Source organism: Methylomonas sp. AM2-LC (genome assembly GCF_039904985.1).
In the GTDB taxonomy this organism is placed as follows: Bacteria; Pseudomonadota; Gammaproteobacteria; order Methylococcales; family Methylomonadaceae; genus Methylomonas.
The window spans coordinates 338,591-359,963 of the sequence record NZ_CP157005.1 but is presented as its reverse complement, the minus strand read 5'-3'; the positions used below and the strand labels follow the sequence as shown (position 1 = coordinate 359,963).

Sequence of the window (21,373 nt, the reverse complement as noted above, 5' to 3'; positions counted from 1 at the left end):
TCAACCAATGCAGATGGAAAAAATGGAACTAGATTAAATTGGGAGGTCGCCAAGTATTAAAAGGCTGAAATGATAAAACCAACTGATTAGCTAATAGCGGTATTTTATTAGTAGTTACCACCACCGTTAAAGGTTCAAGCTTGTTTAACACAGCATAATTTAAGCCCTGACAGGACTGTTCCGCTTTACAGATCTTACCTGTTTTAGTGACTTTAAGCGTATCTTGACAACAACTGTGTTCATCATCTACTTGGGTTTGACTAACTGAACCATCTGTTTTAGAGCACATATCTCCAAGCAAAGACTGGCTCACACCGCCCTGAATGGACAGCATAAAACACAACAAGACTGTGACTAATAATTTAAATGGTTGCATACCTTTAGTATAGAACTAGAGAATGCACGTTGCAAGAACTGCTTAGATTATGAGGATTTAGGCGGACATAGATTAGTAATAACTATCTATTCACGTAATGTATTCACAGCAACAGGTGAACGCATCAAAAAAATAACCAAAAAGATAGCCGGTAACCCTATGACTGCCGAATAGATAAAAAATGCGCTATAACCATAAGTGGCTGCCACATCGCCAGAAAAACTACCAATTAACTTGGCAGGCAAAGTCATTAAGGAACTAAATAACGCATATTGGGTGGCCGTATAGGCGGTATTAGTTAAACTTGATAAGTAGGCAATCAAACTGGCAGCAGCAATGCCACCACTCAAGTTATCGATACTGATGACTCCTGCCAACAAAGCAATGCTTGGCTGGCTTGACGCGAGTAAAGCAAACAACAGATTAGTTATTGCCGCCAGAATAGCACCAATCAGCAAAGGCTTCATGATCCCCAAGCGCACGATCATTATACCGCCCAACGAAGTACCGAAAATGGTCATAAAAAAACCAAACAATTTGCTAACATCTGCAATGTCTTTTTTACTAAAGCCCAAATCCAGGTAAAAAGGTATAGCCATTACCCCCATAGCTATATCACTTATCTTGTAAACAGCAATCAGCAATAAAATCCAAATTGCTGCACGGCCATTACGCTGAAAAAACTCTACAAAAGGACTAACAACAGCATCGGAAAACCACTTTAAAAAGTTAGAAAAAATAGGCACGGCTTTGTGAACACCTAATGCCGACTCTACCTTTTCCTCTATGGCTTTAGTACGTTGATCCGCAATATGTTCCGGCTCTGATATTATCAAGGTGGTTACAATACCAACCAACATAGCACTGGACATAACCTGATAAGCCACCTTCCAGCTACCGTACTCGGCTATATATAATACACCTGCACCAGCAATTAAAAGCGCCAATCGATAGCCAAACACATACATTGCCGCCATAGCCCCCTGATACTTGGGATTTACGGCTTCAATTCGATAAGCATCAATAGCAATATCTTGCGTTGCAGAACAAAAAGCCACACACACAGCCAATAAAGCAACTTGATGTAAATGCAGATGCATATCAACAGCACTTATACCAAAAAGCCCTGCAGCTATGCCAGCTTGAGCTAACAACATCCAGCTACGTCGCTTACCCAGCAGTTTGTGCAGCAAAGGTAATGACACGCGATCAACGATAGGAGCCCAAAACACTTTTATAGAATAAGCAATTCCTACCAGACTGAAATAACCAATGACAGATAAAGATATTTGCTCATCTGCCAGTCTGGCAGATAAAGTGGAAGAAATGAGCGAAAACGGCAACCCTGCCGAAAATCCGAGAAAAATCATGCCCAGCACTTTTGACTGGGCATAAACGGAGAAAGCGCTACGCCAACTGGCGTTATATTTTGACATGCGCTTTCTCTTGTTTGTTAAAGCTTGAATTATCAGATCAATTAGCCATTAATTAAATAATGAGTAAAAATACTAGCAGCATACCCAAGAGCAATCACTGGCGTCCATTTTAAGTGACTGAAAAATGTATACTTATGATTAGACTGACCCATCAATGCTACACCAGCAGCAGAACCCACTGAAAACAGTGATCCACCCACACCCGCAGTTAAAGTAACCAACAACCACTGATACAGATCCATATCCAAGTTCATATTTAATACTGCAAACATCACAGGAATGTTATCAACAATAGCAGAAATAATACCCACCAAGATGTTAGCTGTGGTAGCACCAAGACCATCGTACATGGCTCCCGATAATAATTCCAAGTAACCGATATAACCCAGCCCACCAACCGCGAAAACCACGCCAAAGAAGAACAATAATGTATCCCACTCTGCGCCTTTTACTTTCTCGAAAATATCAAAACGCTCGCCGTTTTCAGGATCAGGGAAAGTAACTTTTATGTAGTATCCGTAAAGCATTAACACAGACAAACCTAACATCATGCCCATGAATGGAGGTAAATGCAGGAATTGTTTAAAGCAGACCGCAAAAATAATGGTTAACAGAAATAATGCACACACCTGAATTGCGCCGGGTTTAAGTTGCACTGCAGCTTCATTGGTCGCCAAGGGTTGTCCTGCGGGAACAGCTTGCGCCATAAAAAAGGCAGGTACAACGAAATTGACGATGGATGGAATGAATAATTTGAAGAAATCAAAAAATTCAGCATAACCTGCTTGCCAAACCATTAAGGTGGTAATGTCTCCAAATGGACAAAATGCACCACCAGCATTAGCGGCAATCACCAGATTAACAAAACCAACCGAAACGAATTTTTCATTATCCGCACCTACTGCTAATACCACGGCACCTACCAAAAGGGCAGAAGTCAGATTATCCGCTACAGCCGATAAGAAAAAGGTGATAATGCCAGTGATCCAGAATAATTGTTTATAACCGAATTGTTTTCTAATCAACCAAGAACGCAATGCTTCAAATACATTACGATCAGCCATTGAATTGATATATGTCATCGCTACCAGCAAGAACAACATCAGTTCTGCATATTCTTTCAGATCATGCTCGAAAGCCTGATGCAATTCCTCAGATGGAACTCCCGCATCACTCGCTAAAACGGCAACATGAGCCCAAATAACAGCTGCGGCAAAAATGACTGGTTTTGACTTACGCAAATGCGTAAACTCTTCAGCCATTACAAATCCATATGCGACCAAGAAGATTAAAACGGTGTAAATTCCGCGTTCAGTACCTGTCAACCCCAGGTTCTTAAATTCTTCGGCCATGGCCATTTCCGGTATCAACAGCAAACCGGCTAATATTAACAGTAAGCGCAACAAGGCAACCCCCTTCCCATATGATTAAGTTTTAGTTGTTATCAAATCAGTATAAATCAGTGCAACATGTTATCATTAGATCATGTTTTTTGTCATTTAATCCCTACCGGTATCTTAAAACTATCACTAAATTTTATAGTTGCTTATAGACAGCAAAATTCAAATGTATCAATACACAAACGACGATCAAACACTTATTGAACAGCGAGTTCTCCAATTCAGAGGCCAGACCCAACGCTTCCTAAACGGAGAACTTGGCCCTGATGAATTTAGAGCCTTACGCTTAATGAATGGCCTTTACGTGCAAACCCATGCACCGATGTTGCGTGTAGCTGTACCCTACGGGTTACTGTCTTCTCGGCAATTACGTATGCTGGCAAAAGTGGCCCGTAAATACGACAAAGGCTATTGCCATTTTACAACCCGGCAAAATGTCCAATATAACTGGCCCGCATTGGAAACAGTACCTGATTTGCTTGCAGAGCTTTCTACAGTGCAAATGCATGCTATTCAAACCAGTGGTAATTGCCTGCGCAATACTACCTCAGACCATCTGGCGGGTGTCTGCACAGATGAAATCGAAGATCCACGTCCCTACTGCGAAATTATCCGTCAGTGGACTACTTTACATCCTGAGTTTGCTTACTTACCGCGAAAATTCAAAATTGCAGTCAGCGGATCTGAACACGACCGCGCTGCTGTGCAATTACATGATATTGGTGTCTATCTGGTTAAAAATGCAGAGGGAGAAACAGGTTTCCGCGTTCTGGCAGGGGGCGGTCTGGGCAGAACACCGATTATCGGGCAAACCATTAGACCGTTTCTGGAAAAAAAATATTTACTCTCTTATCTCGAAGCCATACTGCGCGTATACAACCAGCTAGGCAGACGTGATAATAAATATAAAGCTCGCATTAAAATTTTAGTTAAAGAAACCGGACTGGAAAAATTTACCGCCCTGGTTGAGAATGAATGGTTACACATTAAAAATGACCAACTGGTTAGCGATGAACGTATTGCTGCTATGCAGGCACAGTTTTTACCTCCTGCTTACGATACAAAAGCAGCAGTAAATACTACGCACACAGATATTGCCGCAACCAATACCGACTTTTCCAAATGGCTTAAATTTAATACAGTACAGCATAAAATACCTGGTTATCGAATAGTTTTTCTGTCGTTAAAAGCACCTGATTCACCACCAGGCGACATCACTGCCGATCAACTTGATGCTGTAGCTGAACTGGCAGATTTGTACAGCTTTGGCGAAATCAGAAGCACTCATAGACAAAATCTGGTTTTAGCAGATATAAAACAAGCGGATCTATTTACCCTATGGCAAAAACTGACTGCTTTGCAACTGGCAACACCTAACATTGGCACAGCCACCGATATGATCTGCTGCCCAGGCTTGGATTTTTGTTCTTTAGCCAATGCCGGCTCGATTGGCGTCGCAAAAGAAATTAATGAAGCACTGGATGATCTTGATTATCTGCACGATATTGGCGATATTAAAATTAATATGTCCGGCTGCATGAATGGCTGCGCTCATCAAAGTGTCGGGCATATTGGTATTTTGGGTGTCGACAAAAAAGGCGAAGAATGGTATCAACTCACTTTGGGTGGATCCTCTGAAAATGAGGCTGCAATTGGCGAACGCCTCGGACCTTCAGTCCCTAAAAGTCAGATCACACAAACTGTCGTTGATATTCTTGATGTCTATGTACAAAAACGCCTGGAAGACGAAGCTTTTCTACAAACCGTAAAACGGATTGGACTAGAACCTTTTAAAGACAAAATTTATGCAAATCATTAAAGATAAACAAATCGTCCCTAACGACTGGATTTATGTTGATAATGAAACCGAAATCGGTGATCAAGGCAACATCACTGTTTCCCTTGATCGCTGGAAAAATCATCATCAGCAATGTTTAAATCATTCTGGAAAAAGAGGGGTGCGCCTAACTTCAACTGATAATGTTAACGATTTATCCGATACCTTAAACAGTCTTGATCTGATTGAACTAGATTTTCCTGGCTTTGGTGACGGTCGTATATTTTCGCAAGCCCGCTTGTTACGCACGCGATTGGGATATCAGGGTGAAATTCGGGCAACAGGTCATTTTCTGGCAGATCAAGTATTTTATTTGATGCGCGTTGGTGTCAATGCATTTCAATTAGAAAACGAACAACAACTTCCTTTAGCGCTATCCTGCATGAATGATTTTTCTGTCACTTATCAGCCTTGATAGACAGCTATACAATTATTAGTTGGCTTTGTATCCGCCTGTTTACTGAAAGTAAGCAGGCCAGCTCAACCTTCGACAAAACAGCATTTTCAAAAATTCCGCCATCAGCTGGAAATCAGCGCTTAATTTAACCGTAAGATCAAATTAGTAACCATGCAATTGCTTGCAATGAGTGACTACTTTTCAACCTAATTCTATAGTCTAGCTATATAGCCCATGGTTTAATCTTCTGATAGACAGAACACAATTTTCATATAATTGTACCTTTGTACGCTATCAAAACCGTTAGAAACCGTATAACATTTCTGCATAGCTGTATTTAGTCAAAAAATATTGGCTATTTAGAATAATGCAACTTAATTATCACTTGCTGAATATACCTGAATTTTATTAGGAAAATGATGACAATTAACCTCACAATTCCAACATCTTCAGTGAGTCAGGCCCTTAGTGCCTATCAAACAAATAATAATATTGCTGCTCTAAGCATTGCTGATAGTTCAGTGCAGATTGCTGCCAATATTGATGCTCTGAACATTATGGCCTTGGCTGGCAAGATTGTCGGTATCACGCAAACTGGCAGCATTACCCCTTTGACCATTAGCGCTCCGCAATTAGTTAATGACATTGCAGTACTGAATGCCATTACCAATATCTATACGCTGACAATTTCGGATACAGCGTCAAGCGTTTTATTCAATATATCTACTTTAGAGAGCAATTTGGCAAATATTGCCTCTATTGAATTAGTCAATACCAGCACACCAACTTTAACCATTTCTTCAAGTCAATTACAGCTTTATCTTTCTGTATTTTCAAAAATTACAAGTAATTATACGATTACGCTAACAGATACCAACGCACCAACTTTGGCAGCACTGGTCTACAGCGATTACAACACCGATTTAACTGTTCTGAATAAAATCAGCAGCGCCTACAGTCTGACCGTCAGCGCTGTCAGTGCCACTAACATAGCCAGTGTACTCGGCAACAGTCATGTCAGCAGTATTACCGTATCGGATAGTGCCGCTAATCTTGCAGCCAATCTGGCCAGCAATACCCCCACGCTGTCAACAAGCATCACCAAAATTACCGCGATCACCGTCTCAGACAGTGCAACGCTAACGCTCACCTTAACAGCAGCGCAACTGACAAGCTATAAAAACGTACTCAATCTCATCAGTACGAATGGCGGTACGCTCAATCTGACCGTCACTGGCGTCACTCTAGCGAATCTGCCGAGCGTGTTCGCCACCACGGGCGTCAGCCACATAGCCATACTGGACACGGCAGCCAATGTCTTCAGCAGCAGTAACTTATCCAGCTTGCTGAATGATGTAACGAAAATCAGCGCCATCACCCTGAGCGACACCGTAACACCCACGCTGACGTTAACGGCAACCACGCAATCGATTCTGACTACTGACGCCGCAGTGCTGGCCTTGATCAACAGCAGTTTCAAGGTAGCTGGTGTTGCTGCCGGCAGTGTGGCTAACCTGTTAAGTACCTATAGCCATATCGCCTCCGTAACGGTCACCGATAGTCTGGCCAATGTCATCAGCAATGAAAATGCCTTGCTAACCAGCCAAACGACCGGCATTACACTTTCGCCGTTGCCCACCACGGCGGCAGCACTGGTCTACAGCGATTACAACACCGATTTAACTGTTCTGAATAAAATCAGCAGCGCCTACAGTCTGACCGTCAGCGCTGTCAGTGCCACTAACATAGCCAGTGTACTCGGCAACAGTCATGTCAGCAGTATTACCGTATCGGATAGTGCCGCTAATCTTGCAGCCAATCTGGCCAGCAATACCCCCACGCTGTCAACAAGCATCACCAAAATTACCGCGATCACCGTCTCAGACAGTGCAACGCTAACGCTCACCTTAACAGCAGCGCAACTGACAAGCTATAAAAACGTACTCAATCTCATCAGTACGAATGGCGGTACGCTCAATCTGACCGTCACCGGCGTCACTTTAGCGAATCTGCCGAGCGTGTTCGCCACCACGGGCGTCAGCCACATAGCCATACTGGACACGGCAGCCAATGTCTTCAGCAGCAGTAACTTATCCAGCTTGCTGAATGATGTAACGAAAATCAGCGCCATCACCCTGAGCGACACCGTAACACCCACGCTGACGTTAACGGCAACCACGCAATCGATTCTGACTACTGACGCCGCAGTGCTGGCCTTGATCAACAGCAGTTTCAAGGTAGCTGGTGTTGCTGCCGGCAGTGTGGCTAACCTGTTAAGTACCTATAGCCATATCGCCTCCGTAACGGTCACCGATAGTCTGGCCAATGTCATCAGCAATGAAAATGCCTTGCTAACCAGCCAAACGACCGGCATTACACTTTCGCCGTTGCCCACCACGGCGGCAGCACTGGTCTACAGCGATTACAACACCGATTTAACTGTTCTGAATAAAATCAGCAGCGCCTACAGTCTGACCGTCAGCGCTGTCAGTGCCACTAACATAGCCAGTGTACTCGGCAACAGTCATGTCAGCAGTATTACCGTATCGGATAGTGCCGCTAATCTTGCAGCCAATCTGGCCAGCAATACCCCCACGCTGTCAACAAGCATCACCAAAATTACCGCGATCACCGTCTCAGACAGTGCAACGCTAACGCTCACCTTAACAGCAGCGCAACTGACAAGCTATAAAAACGTACTCAATCTCATCAGTACGAATGGCGGTACGCTCAATCTGACCGTCACTGGCGTCACTCTAGCGAATCTGCCGAGCGTGTTCGCCACCACGGGCGTCAGCCACATAGCCATACTGGACACGGCAGCCAATGTCTTCAGCAGCAGTAACTTATCCAGCTTGCTGAATGATGTAACGAAAATCAGCGCCATCACCCTGAGCGACACCGTAACACCCACGCTGACGTTAACGGCAACCACGCAATCGATTCTGACTACTGACGCCGCAGTGCTGGCCTTGATCAACAGCAGTTTCAAGGTAGCTGGTGTTGCTGCCGGCAGTGTGGCTAACCTGTTAAGTACCTATAGCCATATCGCCTCCGTAACGGTCACCGATAGTCTGGCCAATGTCATCAGCAATGAAAATGCCTTGCTAACCAGCCAAACGACCGGCATTACACTTTCGCCGTTGCCCACCACGGCGGCAGCACTGGTCTACAGCGATTACAACACCGATTTAACTGTTCTGAATAAAATCAGCAGCGCCTACAGTCTGACCGTCAGCGCTGTCAGTGCCACTAACATAGCCAGTGTACTCGGCAACAGTCATGTCAGCAGTATTACCGTATCGGATAGTGCCGCTAATCTTGCAGCCAATCTGGCCAGCAATACCCCCACGCTGTCAACAAGCATCACCAAAATTACCGCGATCACCGTCTCAGACAGTGCAACGCTAACGCTCACCTTAACAGCAGCGCAACTGACAAGCTATAAAAACGTACTCAATCTCATCAGTACGAATGGCGGTACGCTCAATCTGACCGTCACTGGCGTCACTCTAGCGAATCTGCCGAGCGTGTTCGCCACCACGGGCGTCAGCCACATAGCCATACTGGACACGGCAGCCAATGTCTTCAGCAGCAGTAACTTATCCAGCTTGCTGAATGATGTAACGAAAATCAGCGCCATCACCCTGAGCGACACCGTAACACCCACGCTGACGTTAACGGCAACCACGCAATCGATTCTGACTACTGACGCCGCAGTGCTGGCCTTGATCAACAGCAGTTTCAAGGTAGCTGGTGTTGCTGCCGGCAGTGTGGCTAACCTGTTAAGTACCTATAGCCATATCGCCTCCGTAACGGTCACCGATAGTCTGGCCAATGTCATCAGCAATGAAAATGCCTTGCTAACCAGCCAAACGACCGGCATTACACTTTCGCCGTTGCCCACCACGGCGGCAGCACTGGTCTACAGCGATTACAACACCGATTTAACTGTTCTGAATAAAATCAGCAGCGCCTACAGTCTGACCGTCAGCGCTGTCAGTGCCACTAACATAGCCAGTGTACTCGGCAACAGTCATGTCAGCAGTATTACCGTATCGGATAGTGCCGCTAATCTTGCAGCCAATCTGGCCAGCAATACCCCCACGCTGTCAACAAGCATCACCAAAATTACCGCGATCACCGTCTCAGACAGTGCAACGCTAACGCTCACCTTAACAGCAGCGCAACTGACAAGCTATAAAAACGTACTCAATCTCATCAGTACGAATGGCGGTACGCTCGATCTGACCGTCACCGGCGTCACTTTAGCGAATCTGCCGAGCGTGTTCGCCACCACGGGCGTCAGCCACATAGCCATACTGGACACGGCAGCCAATGTCTTCAGCAGCAGTAACTTATCCAGCTTGCTGAATGATGTAACGAAAATCAGCGCCATCACCCTGAGCGACACCGTAACACCCACGCTGACGTTAACGGCAACCACGCAATCGATTCTGACTACTGACGCCGCAGTGCTGGCCTTGATCAACAGCAGTTTCAAGGTAGCTGGTGTTGCTGCCGGCAGTGTGGCTAACCTGTTAAGTACCTATAGCCATATCGCCTCCGTAACGGTCACCGATAGTCTGGCCAATGTCATCAGCAATGAAAATGCCTTGCTAACCAGCCAAACGACCGGCATTACACTTTCGCCGTTGCCCACCACGGCGGCAGCACTGGTCTACAGCGATTACAACACCGATTTAACTGTTCTGAATAAAATCAGCAGCGCCTACAGTCTGACCGTCAGCGCTGTCAGTGCCACTAACATAGCCAGTGTACTCGGCAACAGTCATGTCAGCAGTATTACCGTATCGGATAGTGCCGCTAATCTTGCAGCCAATCTGGCCAGCAATACCCCCACGCTGTCAACAAGCATCACCAAAATTACCGCGATCACCGTCTCAGACAGTGCAACGCTAACGCTCACCTTAACAGCAGCGCAACTGACAAGCTATAAAAACGTACTCAATCTCATCAGTACGAATGGCGGTACGCTCAATCTGACCGTCACTGGCGTCACTCTAGCGAATCTGCCGAGCGTGTTCGCCACCACGGGCGTCAGCCACATAGCCATACTGGACACGGCAGCCAATGTCTTCAGCAGCAGTAACTTATCCAGCTTGCTGAATGATGTAACGAAAATCAGCGCCATCACCCTGAGCGACACCGTAACACCCACGCTGACGTTAACGGCAACCACGCAATCGATTCTGACTACTGACGCCGCAGTGCTGGCCTTGATCAACAGCAGTTTCAAGGTAGCTGGTGTTGCTGCCGGCAGTGTGGCTAACCTGTTAAGTACCTATAGCCATATCGCCTCCGTAACGGTCACCGATAGTCTGGCCAATGTCATCAGCAATGAAAATGCCTTGCTAACCAGCCAAACGACCGGCATTACACTTTCGCCGTTGCCCACCACGGCGGCAGCACTGGTCTACAGCGATTACAACACCGATTTAACTGTTCTGAATAAAATCAGCAGCGCCTACAGTCTGACCGTCAGCGCTGTCAGTGCCACTAACATAGCCAGTGTACTCGGCAACAGTCATGTCAGCAGTATTACCGTATCGGATAGTGCCGCTAATCTTGCAGCCAATCTGGCCAGCAATACCCCCACGCTGTCAACAAGCATCACCAAAATTACCGCGATCACCGTCTCAGACAGTGCAACGCTAACGCTCACCTTAACAGCAGCGCAACTGACAAGCTATAAAAACGTACTCAATCTCATCAGTACGAATGGCGGTACGCTCGATCTGACCGTCACCGGCGTCACTTTAGCGAATCTGCCGAGCGTGTTCGCCACCACGGGCGTCAGCCACATAGCCATACTGGACACGGCAGCCAATGTCTTCAGCAGCAGTAACTTATCCAGCTTGCTGAATGATGTAACGAAAATCAGCGCCATCACCCTGAGCGACACCGTAACACCCACGCTGACGTTAACGGCAACCACGCAATCGATTCTGACTACTGACGCCGCAGTGCTGGCCTTGATCAACAGCAGTTTCAAGGTAGCTGGTGTTGCTGCCGGCAGCGTGGCTAACCTGTTAAGTACCTATAGCCATATCGCCTCCGTAACGGTCACCGATAGTCTGGCCAATGTCATCAGCAATGAAAATGCCTTGCTAACCAGCCAAACGACCGGCATTACACTTTCGCCGTTGCCCACCACGGCGGCAGCACTGGTCTACAGCGATTACAACACCGATTTAACTGTTCTGAATAAAATCAGCAGCGCCTACAGTCTGACCGTCAGCGCTGTCAGTGCCACTAACATAGCCAGTGTACTCGGCAACAGTCATGTCAGCAGTATTACCGTATCGGATAGTGCCGCTAATCTTGCAGCCAATCTGGCCAGCAATACCCCCACGCTGTCAACAAGCATCACCAAAATTACCGCGATCACCGTCTCAGACAGTGCAACGCTAACGCTCACCTTAACAGCAGCGCAACTGACAAGCTATAAAAACGTACTCAATCTCATCAGTACGAATGGCGGTACGCTCAATCTGACCGTCACTGGCGTCACTCTAGCGAATCTGCCGAGCGTGTTCGCCACCACGGGCGTCAGCCACATAGCCATACTGGACACGGCAGCCAATGTCTTCAGCAGCAGTAACTTATCCAGCTTGCTGAATGATGTAACGAAAATCAGCGCCATCACCCTGAGCGACACCGTAACACCCACGCTGACGTTAACGGCAACCACGCAATCGATTCTGACTACTGACGCCGCAGTGCTGGCCTTGATCAACAGCAGTTTCAAGGTAGCTGGTGTTGCTGCCGGCAGTGTGGCTAACCTGTTAAGTACCTATAGCCATATCGCCTCCGTAACGGTCACCGATAGTCTGGCCAATGTCATCAGCAATGAAAATGCCTTGCTAACCAGCCAAACGACCGGCATTACACTTTCGCCGTTGCCCACCACGGCGGCAGCACTGGTCTACAGCGATTACAACACCGATTTAACTGTTCTGAATAAAATCAGCAGCGCCTACAGTCTGACCGTCAGCGCTGTCAGTGCCACTAACATAGCCAGTGTACTCGGCAACAGTCATGTCAGCAGTATTACCGTATCGGATAGTGCCGCTAATCTTGCAGCCAATCTGGCCAGCAATACCCCCACGCTGTCAACAAGCATCACCAAAATTACCGCGATCACCGTCTCAGACAGTGCAACGCTAACGCTCACCTTAACAGCAGCGCAACTGACAAGCTATAAAAACGTACTCAATCTCATCAGTACGAATGGCGGTACGCTCAATCTGACCGTCACTGGCGTCACTCTAGCGAATCTGCCGAGCGTGTTCGCCACCACGGGCGTCAGCCACATAGCCATACTGGACACGGCAGCCAATGTCTTCAGCAGCAGTAACTTATCCAGCTTGCTGAATGATGTAACGAAAATCAGCGCCATCACCCTGAGCGACACCGTAACACCCACGCTGACGTTAACGGCAACCACGCAATCGATTCTGACTACTGACGCCGCAGTGCTGGCCTTGATCAACAGCAGTTTCAAGGTAGCTGGTGTTGCTGCCGGCAGTGTGGCTAACCTGTTAAGTACCTATAGCCATATCGCCTCCGTAACGGTCACCGATAGTCTGGCCAATGTCATCAGCAATGAAAATGCCTTGCTAACCAGCCAAACGACCGGCATTACACTTTCGCCGTTGCCCACCACGGCGGCAGCACTGGTCTACAGCGATTACAACACCGATTTAACTGTTCTGAATAAAATCAGCAGCGCCTACAGTCTGACCGTCAGCGCTGTCAGTGCCACTAACATAGCCAGTGTACTCGGCAACAGTCATGTCAGCAGTATTACCGTATCGGATAGTGCCGCTAATCTTGCAGCCAATCTGGCCAGCAATACCCCCACGCTGTCAACAAGCATCACCAAAATTACCGCGATCACCGTCTCAGACAGTGCAACGCTAACGCTCACCTTAACAGCAGCGCAACTGACAAGCTATAAAAACGTACTCAATCTCATCAGTACGAATGGCGGTACGCTCAATCTGACCGTCACTGGCGTCACTCTAGCGAATCTGCCGAGCGTGTTCGCCACCACGGGCGTCAGCCACATAGCCATACTGGACACGGCAGCCAATGTCTTCAGCAGCAGTAACTTATCCAGCTTGCTGAATGATGTAACGAAAATCAGCGCCATCACCCTGAGCGACACCGTAACACCCACGCTGACGTTAACGGCAACCACGCAATCGATTCTGACTACTGACGCCGCAGTGCTGGCCTTGATCAACAGCAGTTTCAAGGTAGCTGGTGTTGCTGCCGGCAGTGTGGCTAACCTGTTAAGTACCTATAGCCATATCGCCTCCGTAACGGTCACCGATAGTCTGGCCAATGTCATCAGCAATGAAAATGCCTTGCTAACCAGCCAAACGACCGGCATTACACTTTCGCCGTTGCCCACCACGGCGGCAGCACTGGTCTACAGCGATTACAACACCGATTTAACTGTTCTGAATAAAATCAGCAGCGCCTACAGTCTGACCGTCAGCGCTGTCAGTGCCACTAACATAGCCAGTGTACTCGGCAACAGTCATGTCAGCAGTATTACCGTATCGGATAGTGCCGCTAATCTTGCAGCCAATCTGGCCAGCAATACCCCCACGCTGTCAACAAGCATCACCAAAATTACCGCGATCACCGTCTCAGACAGTGCAACGCTAACGCTCACCTTAACAGCAGCGCAACTGACAAGCTATAAAAACGTACTCAATCTCATCAGTACGAATGGCGGCACGCTCGATCTGACCGTCACTGGCGTCACTTTAGCGAATCTGCCGAGCGTGTTCGCCACCACGGGCGTCAGCCACATAGCCATACTGGACACGGCAGCCAATGTCTTCAGCAGCAGTAACTTATCCAGCTTGCTGAATGATGTGACGAAAATCAGCGCCATCACCCTGAGCGACACCGTAACACCCACGCTGACGTTAACGGCAACCACGCAATCGATTCTGACTACTGACGCCGCAGTGCTGGCCTTGATCAACAGCAGTTTCAAGGTGGCTGGTGTTGCTGCCGGCAGTGTGGCTAACCTGTTAAGTACCTATAGCCATATCGCCTCCGTAACGGTCACCGACCTGGCGGCCAATGTCCAAGCGGATTTAATAGCCACGCCCTCCAATCTTGAAAGCAATGTCACCAAAATTACCAGCATTATCCTGACTGACAACGGTACACCCACTATTACATTGGCTGCGCAAACGCAGGATACCAATGTACTGGCTTTGATCAACAGTGCCTTTAAATTAAGTGGCGTTACCGTCAGTAATATCAGCACCGTACTAGGCAATAGCCATTTGACGGGATTTAGTGTCAGCGACTCGTTGTCCAATGTACTGGGTGGCATGAGCACTCTGGTGAGTGATAACAGCAAACTGGGCAGCATCAGCTTAACTGATAGCGGCACAGTGACCATCAATTTAAGCTGGTCAACCTATAACACTGATAGTGCCGTGCTCAGCAAGATCAATACACCTTACAGCCTTACGCTGGCGAGCGTTCCTGCAGCCAGTGTGACGACCGCGCTGAGCAATAGCCATGTCAATAGTATTGCGATAGCTGATACCGCAGGCAATGTGGCGAGCAACATCACCACTCTGGTGGCGGATAAAAATACTATTAAAGCGATAGCCATTACTGATACGGCTGCCAATATTATCAGCCAATTTAGCGTTCTGAAAAATAACGTTGCCAATCTCACTGGCTTAAACATTACCATCAGTGACAATAATAACCCGTTAAACTTAACCGTTACTCAAATCAGTAATAGCAATTCACTTCTGCAAAGTATTAATAATAGCTATACATTGACTGTATCTGACTTAGCTAGCAATATTTTTAATAACTTAAATGCTCTATCGTCTTTTAGCTCACAAATCAGTTCAATACATTTTACGGATACCACAGAACCCACATTTACCTTAACACCCTCAACACAATCTCAGATAACAAGTTTTGCCAATGTATTCGGATTAATTAACAGCAATTTTATGGTTGCGGGGGTAACCATCGGGAATGTCGAGACACTCCTCAGTAGTTATAGTCATGTAACCGCTGTTGCTATTGCGGATTCAGCGGCATCTATCTCAACGAATTTTGATGGCTTACAGGCTTTGGCTACCGATAGAGTACTTAATGCCATTACTATATTGGATTCAGCACCACTTACACTCTCTATCGCGCAAATTTTAAACGATAGTAATGCTCTTGCTAAAATTTCAAATGCTTTTAGCGTTGCTGTCACCGACAATAGCACCAATATTTCCGCTAACCTGGATGCCTTGGAAAGTCTTTATAAAAAGAACGAACTGTCTAGTATCACCGATACTACTTCCAGCACTCCTATAAGTGTGTCTCTCGCTCAAATCACTACTGATAAAGATGTACTTGCCAAATTAACAAACTATACGCTTGCTGTTACAGATACTTCAACAACCCTTGCCAACCTGTTAAGTGACTTTACAAACTATCTTGAACCCAACGCCAACCATATCAATAACATTACCCTACCCAGTAATGTTGCGTTAACACTCACCAGTCAACAATATGCTAGCAATATAGACGCTCTGGCCGAGATTAGTACTCCTTATACATTAAACATTTCTAATTCAAATAATGCGCTAGCCCCTTTAAAAATATCGCCTTTCATCGTACGCGCACCCTTTGGCAGCAGTGATACAGTAACCTTGACAGTAAATGTCTCCATCAACGGCGCTGCTGCTATAGCTGTTGGAACGTTAACCACCAATGGCAATACGCCTGTTGAGTTTTCACCCAGTCTAAATACTCAACCTGGTGATCAATGGACTATTTCCGTTACTGCCAGTAACGCAAACGGCTCTCTGGGAGCAGGGCAAATTGAGATTGCGCCTGGTTTTATGGGTAGTACGGTCAGTAGTAGCTTTGGTACAGGTATCAGTGTTCAGTTTGTCAGCTTAAGTGCTGATGGCACAATCACCGGACTACCCAGCACGTATTCCGCAACGGATAACCATTATTATGTTCTACAGGGTGACAGCACTGGCTTTACGCCCAATTTAAGCACTATTACTGCCGCATTTAATAGTACATCTGATCCAACATATTACAACTCACTGTTGCAATATCTGAAGGCTGGCCGCTTGATTATCGATACGCTGGATGGAGCCAGTGCTCCAGCTGGAAATTTTCTGGCAACACCCGCTGCACACATTACTGTTGGCAGTACTACTTATAGCGTTCCGGTGATCAACGAAAACTTTGATGCACAACAAGGTGCCATATTGGTGAATACCGATAGTAGCACCAATCAAGGTGTAGAAATGTATGTAACGCCGACATCAACAAATGCAACCGGAGGTGTTTACACAAGTCTTCTGCAAAGCATCGCTACGACAGAACAGTTTTACGGATTTAATGCGCCAACTGGCTTGACAGCTGGTAGCTATAACTTGTATTTTTACGATCCCATCACTGGTAGTAATTTTACAAATTTACAAGTTGCTGTTAGCTCTGTGAGCGGCGGTGCGCCCTCTCAATGGACAACGGTTAATTCAATATTCGATCCTAACACCAATCAGGTAACCAATCCTATTTCTCTACAAGTCGACACTGTCAGTAATCTGGAAGCTTATGCAAAAACTCACACTAACAGCAATACTTGGTACATTATTTCAGACACCACTCAAAATATACAAAATGCAGGTAGCGGTTTAAGCATTTTGATGAATGGCAGCCAACATCTTATTGGCGCTTATCCAACAGATGGTTTTGTGAATAATAGCAATGCGCAACCTACTGCATTGGCCGTAACAGTTGGTAGCAGTGTAAGCTATGTACGGGTACTACAGGATACTGGCACAAACCAGCAGGCTTACAGTGTTTTAGCACTGCAAACTAAAGACAGTAGTGGAAATCCACTGCCGGCAACCAGTAATACAACCACTTATACTGTACAGTTTTATCTGGGCGGCGTAATAATAGGAACTACCCCATTTATCATTGACGGCATACATACTGCACAAGCTATACAACTTCCAGATGGCCTAAACCTAACTAGTGGTACATTGACGGCTAAACTCAGCTTGAATGGTGGATTAGCCACTGCAATTGGACTGGGATTAGTACCCGCAGGTGGCGGCAACCCCAGTTTTACATCGGCTATCACCCTCTGGGCAGGCTCAGCAAATCAATTACCAGCAACAGTGTCGGCCATAAATAGTAGCACCTTGTACATTATTCTAGACACGGCACAGAATATTGCCGCGCTGACAAATTCGGCAGTGGAAACCAGTGTATTGAAAACCTTATCAGCAAATGGGCAACTGGCATTTGATTTATCCCGCAGTGGCGACAATCAATTGAGCTATATGCAACACCAATTGATAGAGCAATCGAATGTTAATATTGCTAATGTCACAGGATACACTCTGGCTGATAGCCTATTTGCTTTGCAAAAACTACCCTCAGCAGAAACGGGTGTAACTATAGCCATTCATGACAGCATAGCCGGAATCAGCCAGCTATATGCACAAGCCGCGGCTATTTATAACTCTACAGCCGTCCAAAACCTTGTGTCTACGCCTGTCGCTACCGCTTTAACTAACGGACAAATATGGCTGACAGATACTCTGGCTAATCTGACCAACAGTCAGAGCATGCAAAGTCTAACAAGTATCAACGTACAAGGCATAGTCGTTGCAGATTCTATAGCCGATTATCAATCGCAATTTTCTACTGTTAAAACAAACCTTAATACCTTAGCAACCCATTTTCATACTACTTTGAGTTATGAAGTACAAGACAGTGTTGCTAATCTACAAGCGGCCCTGACAAATGCCAGTGCGCAAACTCAAACCAATTTGCAACTCACATCAGTTCAAATAGATGTAGTTGACAATGTGTTTAACCTACAAACCGCTTTTAACGCTGGCAGCTTTGCCAGTCTGTCTACAGCTTTGGCTGGCTATGGTGATTCTAATCAAACTATTGCCATTACTGCCAAAGATACAGTTGCAAATTTAAATGCATTGCTAAATCATTACACTAACAATGGCTTGTATTCACATATACATGATGTCACTGTCATTGATAGCGCAAACAATATAAATACAGCTTTAGCTAATCAAAATTACAATAATATTAATCCGTTACAGATAGCCAATAACATCGCCATTCAGGATAGCTACCAAAATGTAATGAACGAAACGTTGGGGAATTTAACTCTGCTTGATAATGTCTCCACCTTAATTCTTACTTCGGGTGCCAACAACGGCGACTTGCCGATACAGATTCTATCTCAACCACAAACTAATGGTAATACCGCAATCAATTTACCAGACCTGATTCTGCCTTTCATGAGCGGCACATTAACAGCTACTGAGGCCATAGACAGTGCAGGCACTGGCACGCTTGTTACTATTTCTGACACGAATAATCATACGGTTATCATCGATTTTGAAAATTATCTGGATAATTCATCCGCCAAAAATGCTTTTACCCAAGGCGGCTGGTACCAAATCGGTAATAACAACGCAGGCATAAATCCGACGGTAAGTTCGGTTAGCTATGATGCCAGCACAGGCATACTGACTCTTCACGGCACCGACCTTAGCACTAACACGAACGATTACCAGACCAACGACCTCACCTTAACCGGAAAAGGCGGGGGGCACTATACGTTAACCAATAGTAATGTGATCGGCAATCCAAATAGTAGCAGTGTTAACATTCAATTATCTGCCAACGATGAACTAGCAGTAAACGCTTTGTTTAACCAAAATGGAACGACGGCAAACGACAGCACTAATACAGTCTATCAGTTATCTGCAAGCAATGGCTGGGATACGTGGACTTACAACGCAGATACCATTACCGCGAAGACTATTACTGTCAGCAATGACGCAGCACCCACTATTAGCCAAGTAAGCTACAACACAGCAACAGGCACTTTGACTTTTAGCGGCACGGGTTTTATCACCTTAAACAACAATAATTACAACTTACTGCAAAACGGTTTTAGTATCGTTGCAGGCAATTCGACATATAACTTTACAATTAGCAATAGTGATACATTCAGCAATGTTAGTACTACTGGCTTTACTGTCACTTTAAACGAAAGTAATGAAGTACAACAAATCAATAGCTTGCTCAGCTCCAAACTCCAGAATTATACTTTTAAAACCGCAACGAATTGGGATAACAATCTGGGAACAGCCACCAACCAGACTCTGGCAATTACCCGCCAACCCTACTCAGCACTACAACTAATTGCCGAGGACAATTCCAGTAATATTTTACCCGCAAACACGGTTATCCAGTTTTCAGAAAACGGAAGTATCTTAACCTCTACAGTAAGCGTAGATGGGACTACGATATTCTTACCCTTTCAATTACCCGCAGACGCAATATCGGGTAGTTTAACTGCGACAGCAACTGTTCTGGGTGCCACTTCAAATCTGAATATAGGTTTAATGCCTTTGGGTGGCGGCGGTTTACCAGCCAACTTTAATTCATCAATCAACTTGTGGGTAGGAACAGTAAGCGCATTTAATCAACTCACACTAACATCACCCGCTGCCAATACACTTTATGTAGTCAAAGATACTGCACAAAATCTGGAAGCATTTGCTGCCGCCACCTCCGCAACCGGATTAGCAGCAAACCTGTCTAGCAATGGTGTGCTGGCTTATGAAGTAACCAATTCAGAACTAAGCTATTTACAGCAGCAATTGATAGAGCTACCAAATCTGAATTTTATTAATGTTGCCGACACATCAACACTGTCTAATTCACTTTTAGCGCTGGCGCAGGTACCACAATTATATACGGGTGAAACCATGGTAGTGCATGATGACCTTGCCCGCCTGATGTACGCCAGCAATGTGAATGAAACGTCATCGTTAGTAAACAACACCTTAACTAATAATAACGTTTGGCTAACCGACAACTTGGCAATGTTGACCAACACCAGTAATTCATCGGCTTTGAATGCAATTATGAGCGATACCAGCTCACAGTTACACTCGTTCAGTACCTTGCAAGGTATTCAGGTTGCAGACACGCTAGCACAGTTTGAAGCCCAAACTCTCTCGGTTTCGAGTATTAACACAAAGTTGAGCAGTGCCTACGGCACCAATAATATTCATTATATTGTAAACGATACTTATGCTAACCTCACTCCACCCACCAATACTACAAAAGAAGTATTGGAAACAGCTGTATTAAAAAACTTTACAGCCGCTGTAAATATAGTGGATAGCGTTTCCAATCTGGAATCTGCCTATAGTTCAAGTTTTTCTGGACTAACCAATGAACTTATTGCTGCACAAGATAGCAGTGGTTATACCCTTACCGCAAAAGACACCATTGCCAATCTGCAAGGTTTGTTTAGTAATTCCAGTTATACTGGGTTATATACTCTTTTAAAAAATATTAACATCATTGACTCGGCACAAAATATTGCAAATGCCATCGAAAACAAAGTGGTCAACAACAATGCTTTAAATCCCATCGAAGTTGCCAATAAAATTATAATCAGCGATAGTTTTGATAACGTTAACAGCGCATTACATATTGATGCAAACTTACTGGGACAAATTTCGGAACTGGATCTAACCACAGGGGAAACAAAAACTGAAATTAACAATCATATGGCTTTAATTGTTAATCCAGGCACAACCAACAATAATGTAAGTGCAGTAGCCTCAATCCCAGAACTGGTTTTATCGTTTATGAGCGGCACTTTAAATGCTACCGAAACACAATCGGGTGCAAATCTATTTGTTAGTATTAGCGATACCCATGCAGATACCGTTACAATTGAATTAGTGGGTGTTACCGATGCAGCCCTTAACACTACAACCCATCAGGGAACCTTCACGCAAGGCGGCTGGTACCATACCTAAC

The 21,373-nt window shown here is 45.6% G+C and carries 6 protein-coding genes; 3 read left to right on the top strand and 3 right to left on the bottom strand.

What is annotated here, in order from left to right; all coding sequences use genetic code 11:
• Positions 1-28: 28 nt before the first annotated feature.
• The 3 genes from ABH008_RS01655 to nhaD form a co-directional block, all read right to left on the bottom strand.
• Positions 29-376: a hypothetical protein gene (locus ABH008_RS01655; RefSeq protein ID WP_347988139.1), complete on the bottom strand. Its 348-nt coding sequence runs from the start codon at positions 374-376 to the stop codon at positions 29-31.
• 86 nt (positions 377-462) lie between these two features.
• On the bottom strand, positions 463-1,812 hold the full coding sequence (locus tag ABH008_RS01650) for an MFS transporter (protein WP_347988138.1): 1,350 nt from the start codon (positions 1,810-1,812) through the stop codon (positions 463-465).
• Between the two features lie 41 nt (positions 1,813-1,853).
• Positions 1,854-3,218 carry a sodium:proton antiporter NhaD gene (nhaD, locus tag ABH008_RS01645; RefSeq protein WP_347988137.1) on the bottom strand — a complete coding sequence of 455 codons (1,365 nt, stop codon included), beginning with the start codon at positions 3,216-3,218 and terminating at the stop codon, positions 1,854-1,856.
• 160 nt (positions 3,219-3,378) lie between these two features.
• Here nhaD and ABH008_RS01640 point away from each other — a divergent pair, with 160 nt between their 5' ends.
• The 3 genes from ABH008_RS01640 to ABH008_RS01630 all read left to right on the top strand — a co-directional run bounded on the left by ABH008_RS01640 (position 3,379) and on the right by ABH008_RS01630 (position 21,372).
• Positions 3,379-5,031, top strand: a complete 1,653-nt coding sequence (locus ABH008_RS01640; RefSeq protein ID WP_347988136.1) for a nitrite/sulfite reductase — start codon at positions 3,379-3,381, stop codon at positions 5,029-5,031.
• Positions 5,018-5,464 (top strand): DUF934 domain-containing protein, encoded by a 447-nt coding sequence (locus tag ABH008_RS01635; protein WP_347988135.1) that lies wholly within the window; start codon positions 5,018-5,020, stop codon positions 5,462-5,464. The genes ABH008_RS01640 and ABH008_RS01635 overlap by 14 nt, the downstream gene beginning before the upstream one ends.
• A gap of 398 nt (positions 5,465-5,862) precedes the next feature.
• Entirely contained in the window at positions 5,863-21,372 is a 15,510-nt protein-coding gene (locus ABH008_RS01630; RefSeq protein ID WP_347988134.1) for a hypothetical protein, read from the top strand.
• The last annotated feature ends 1 nt before the right edge of the window (position 21,373 follow it).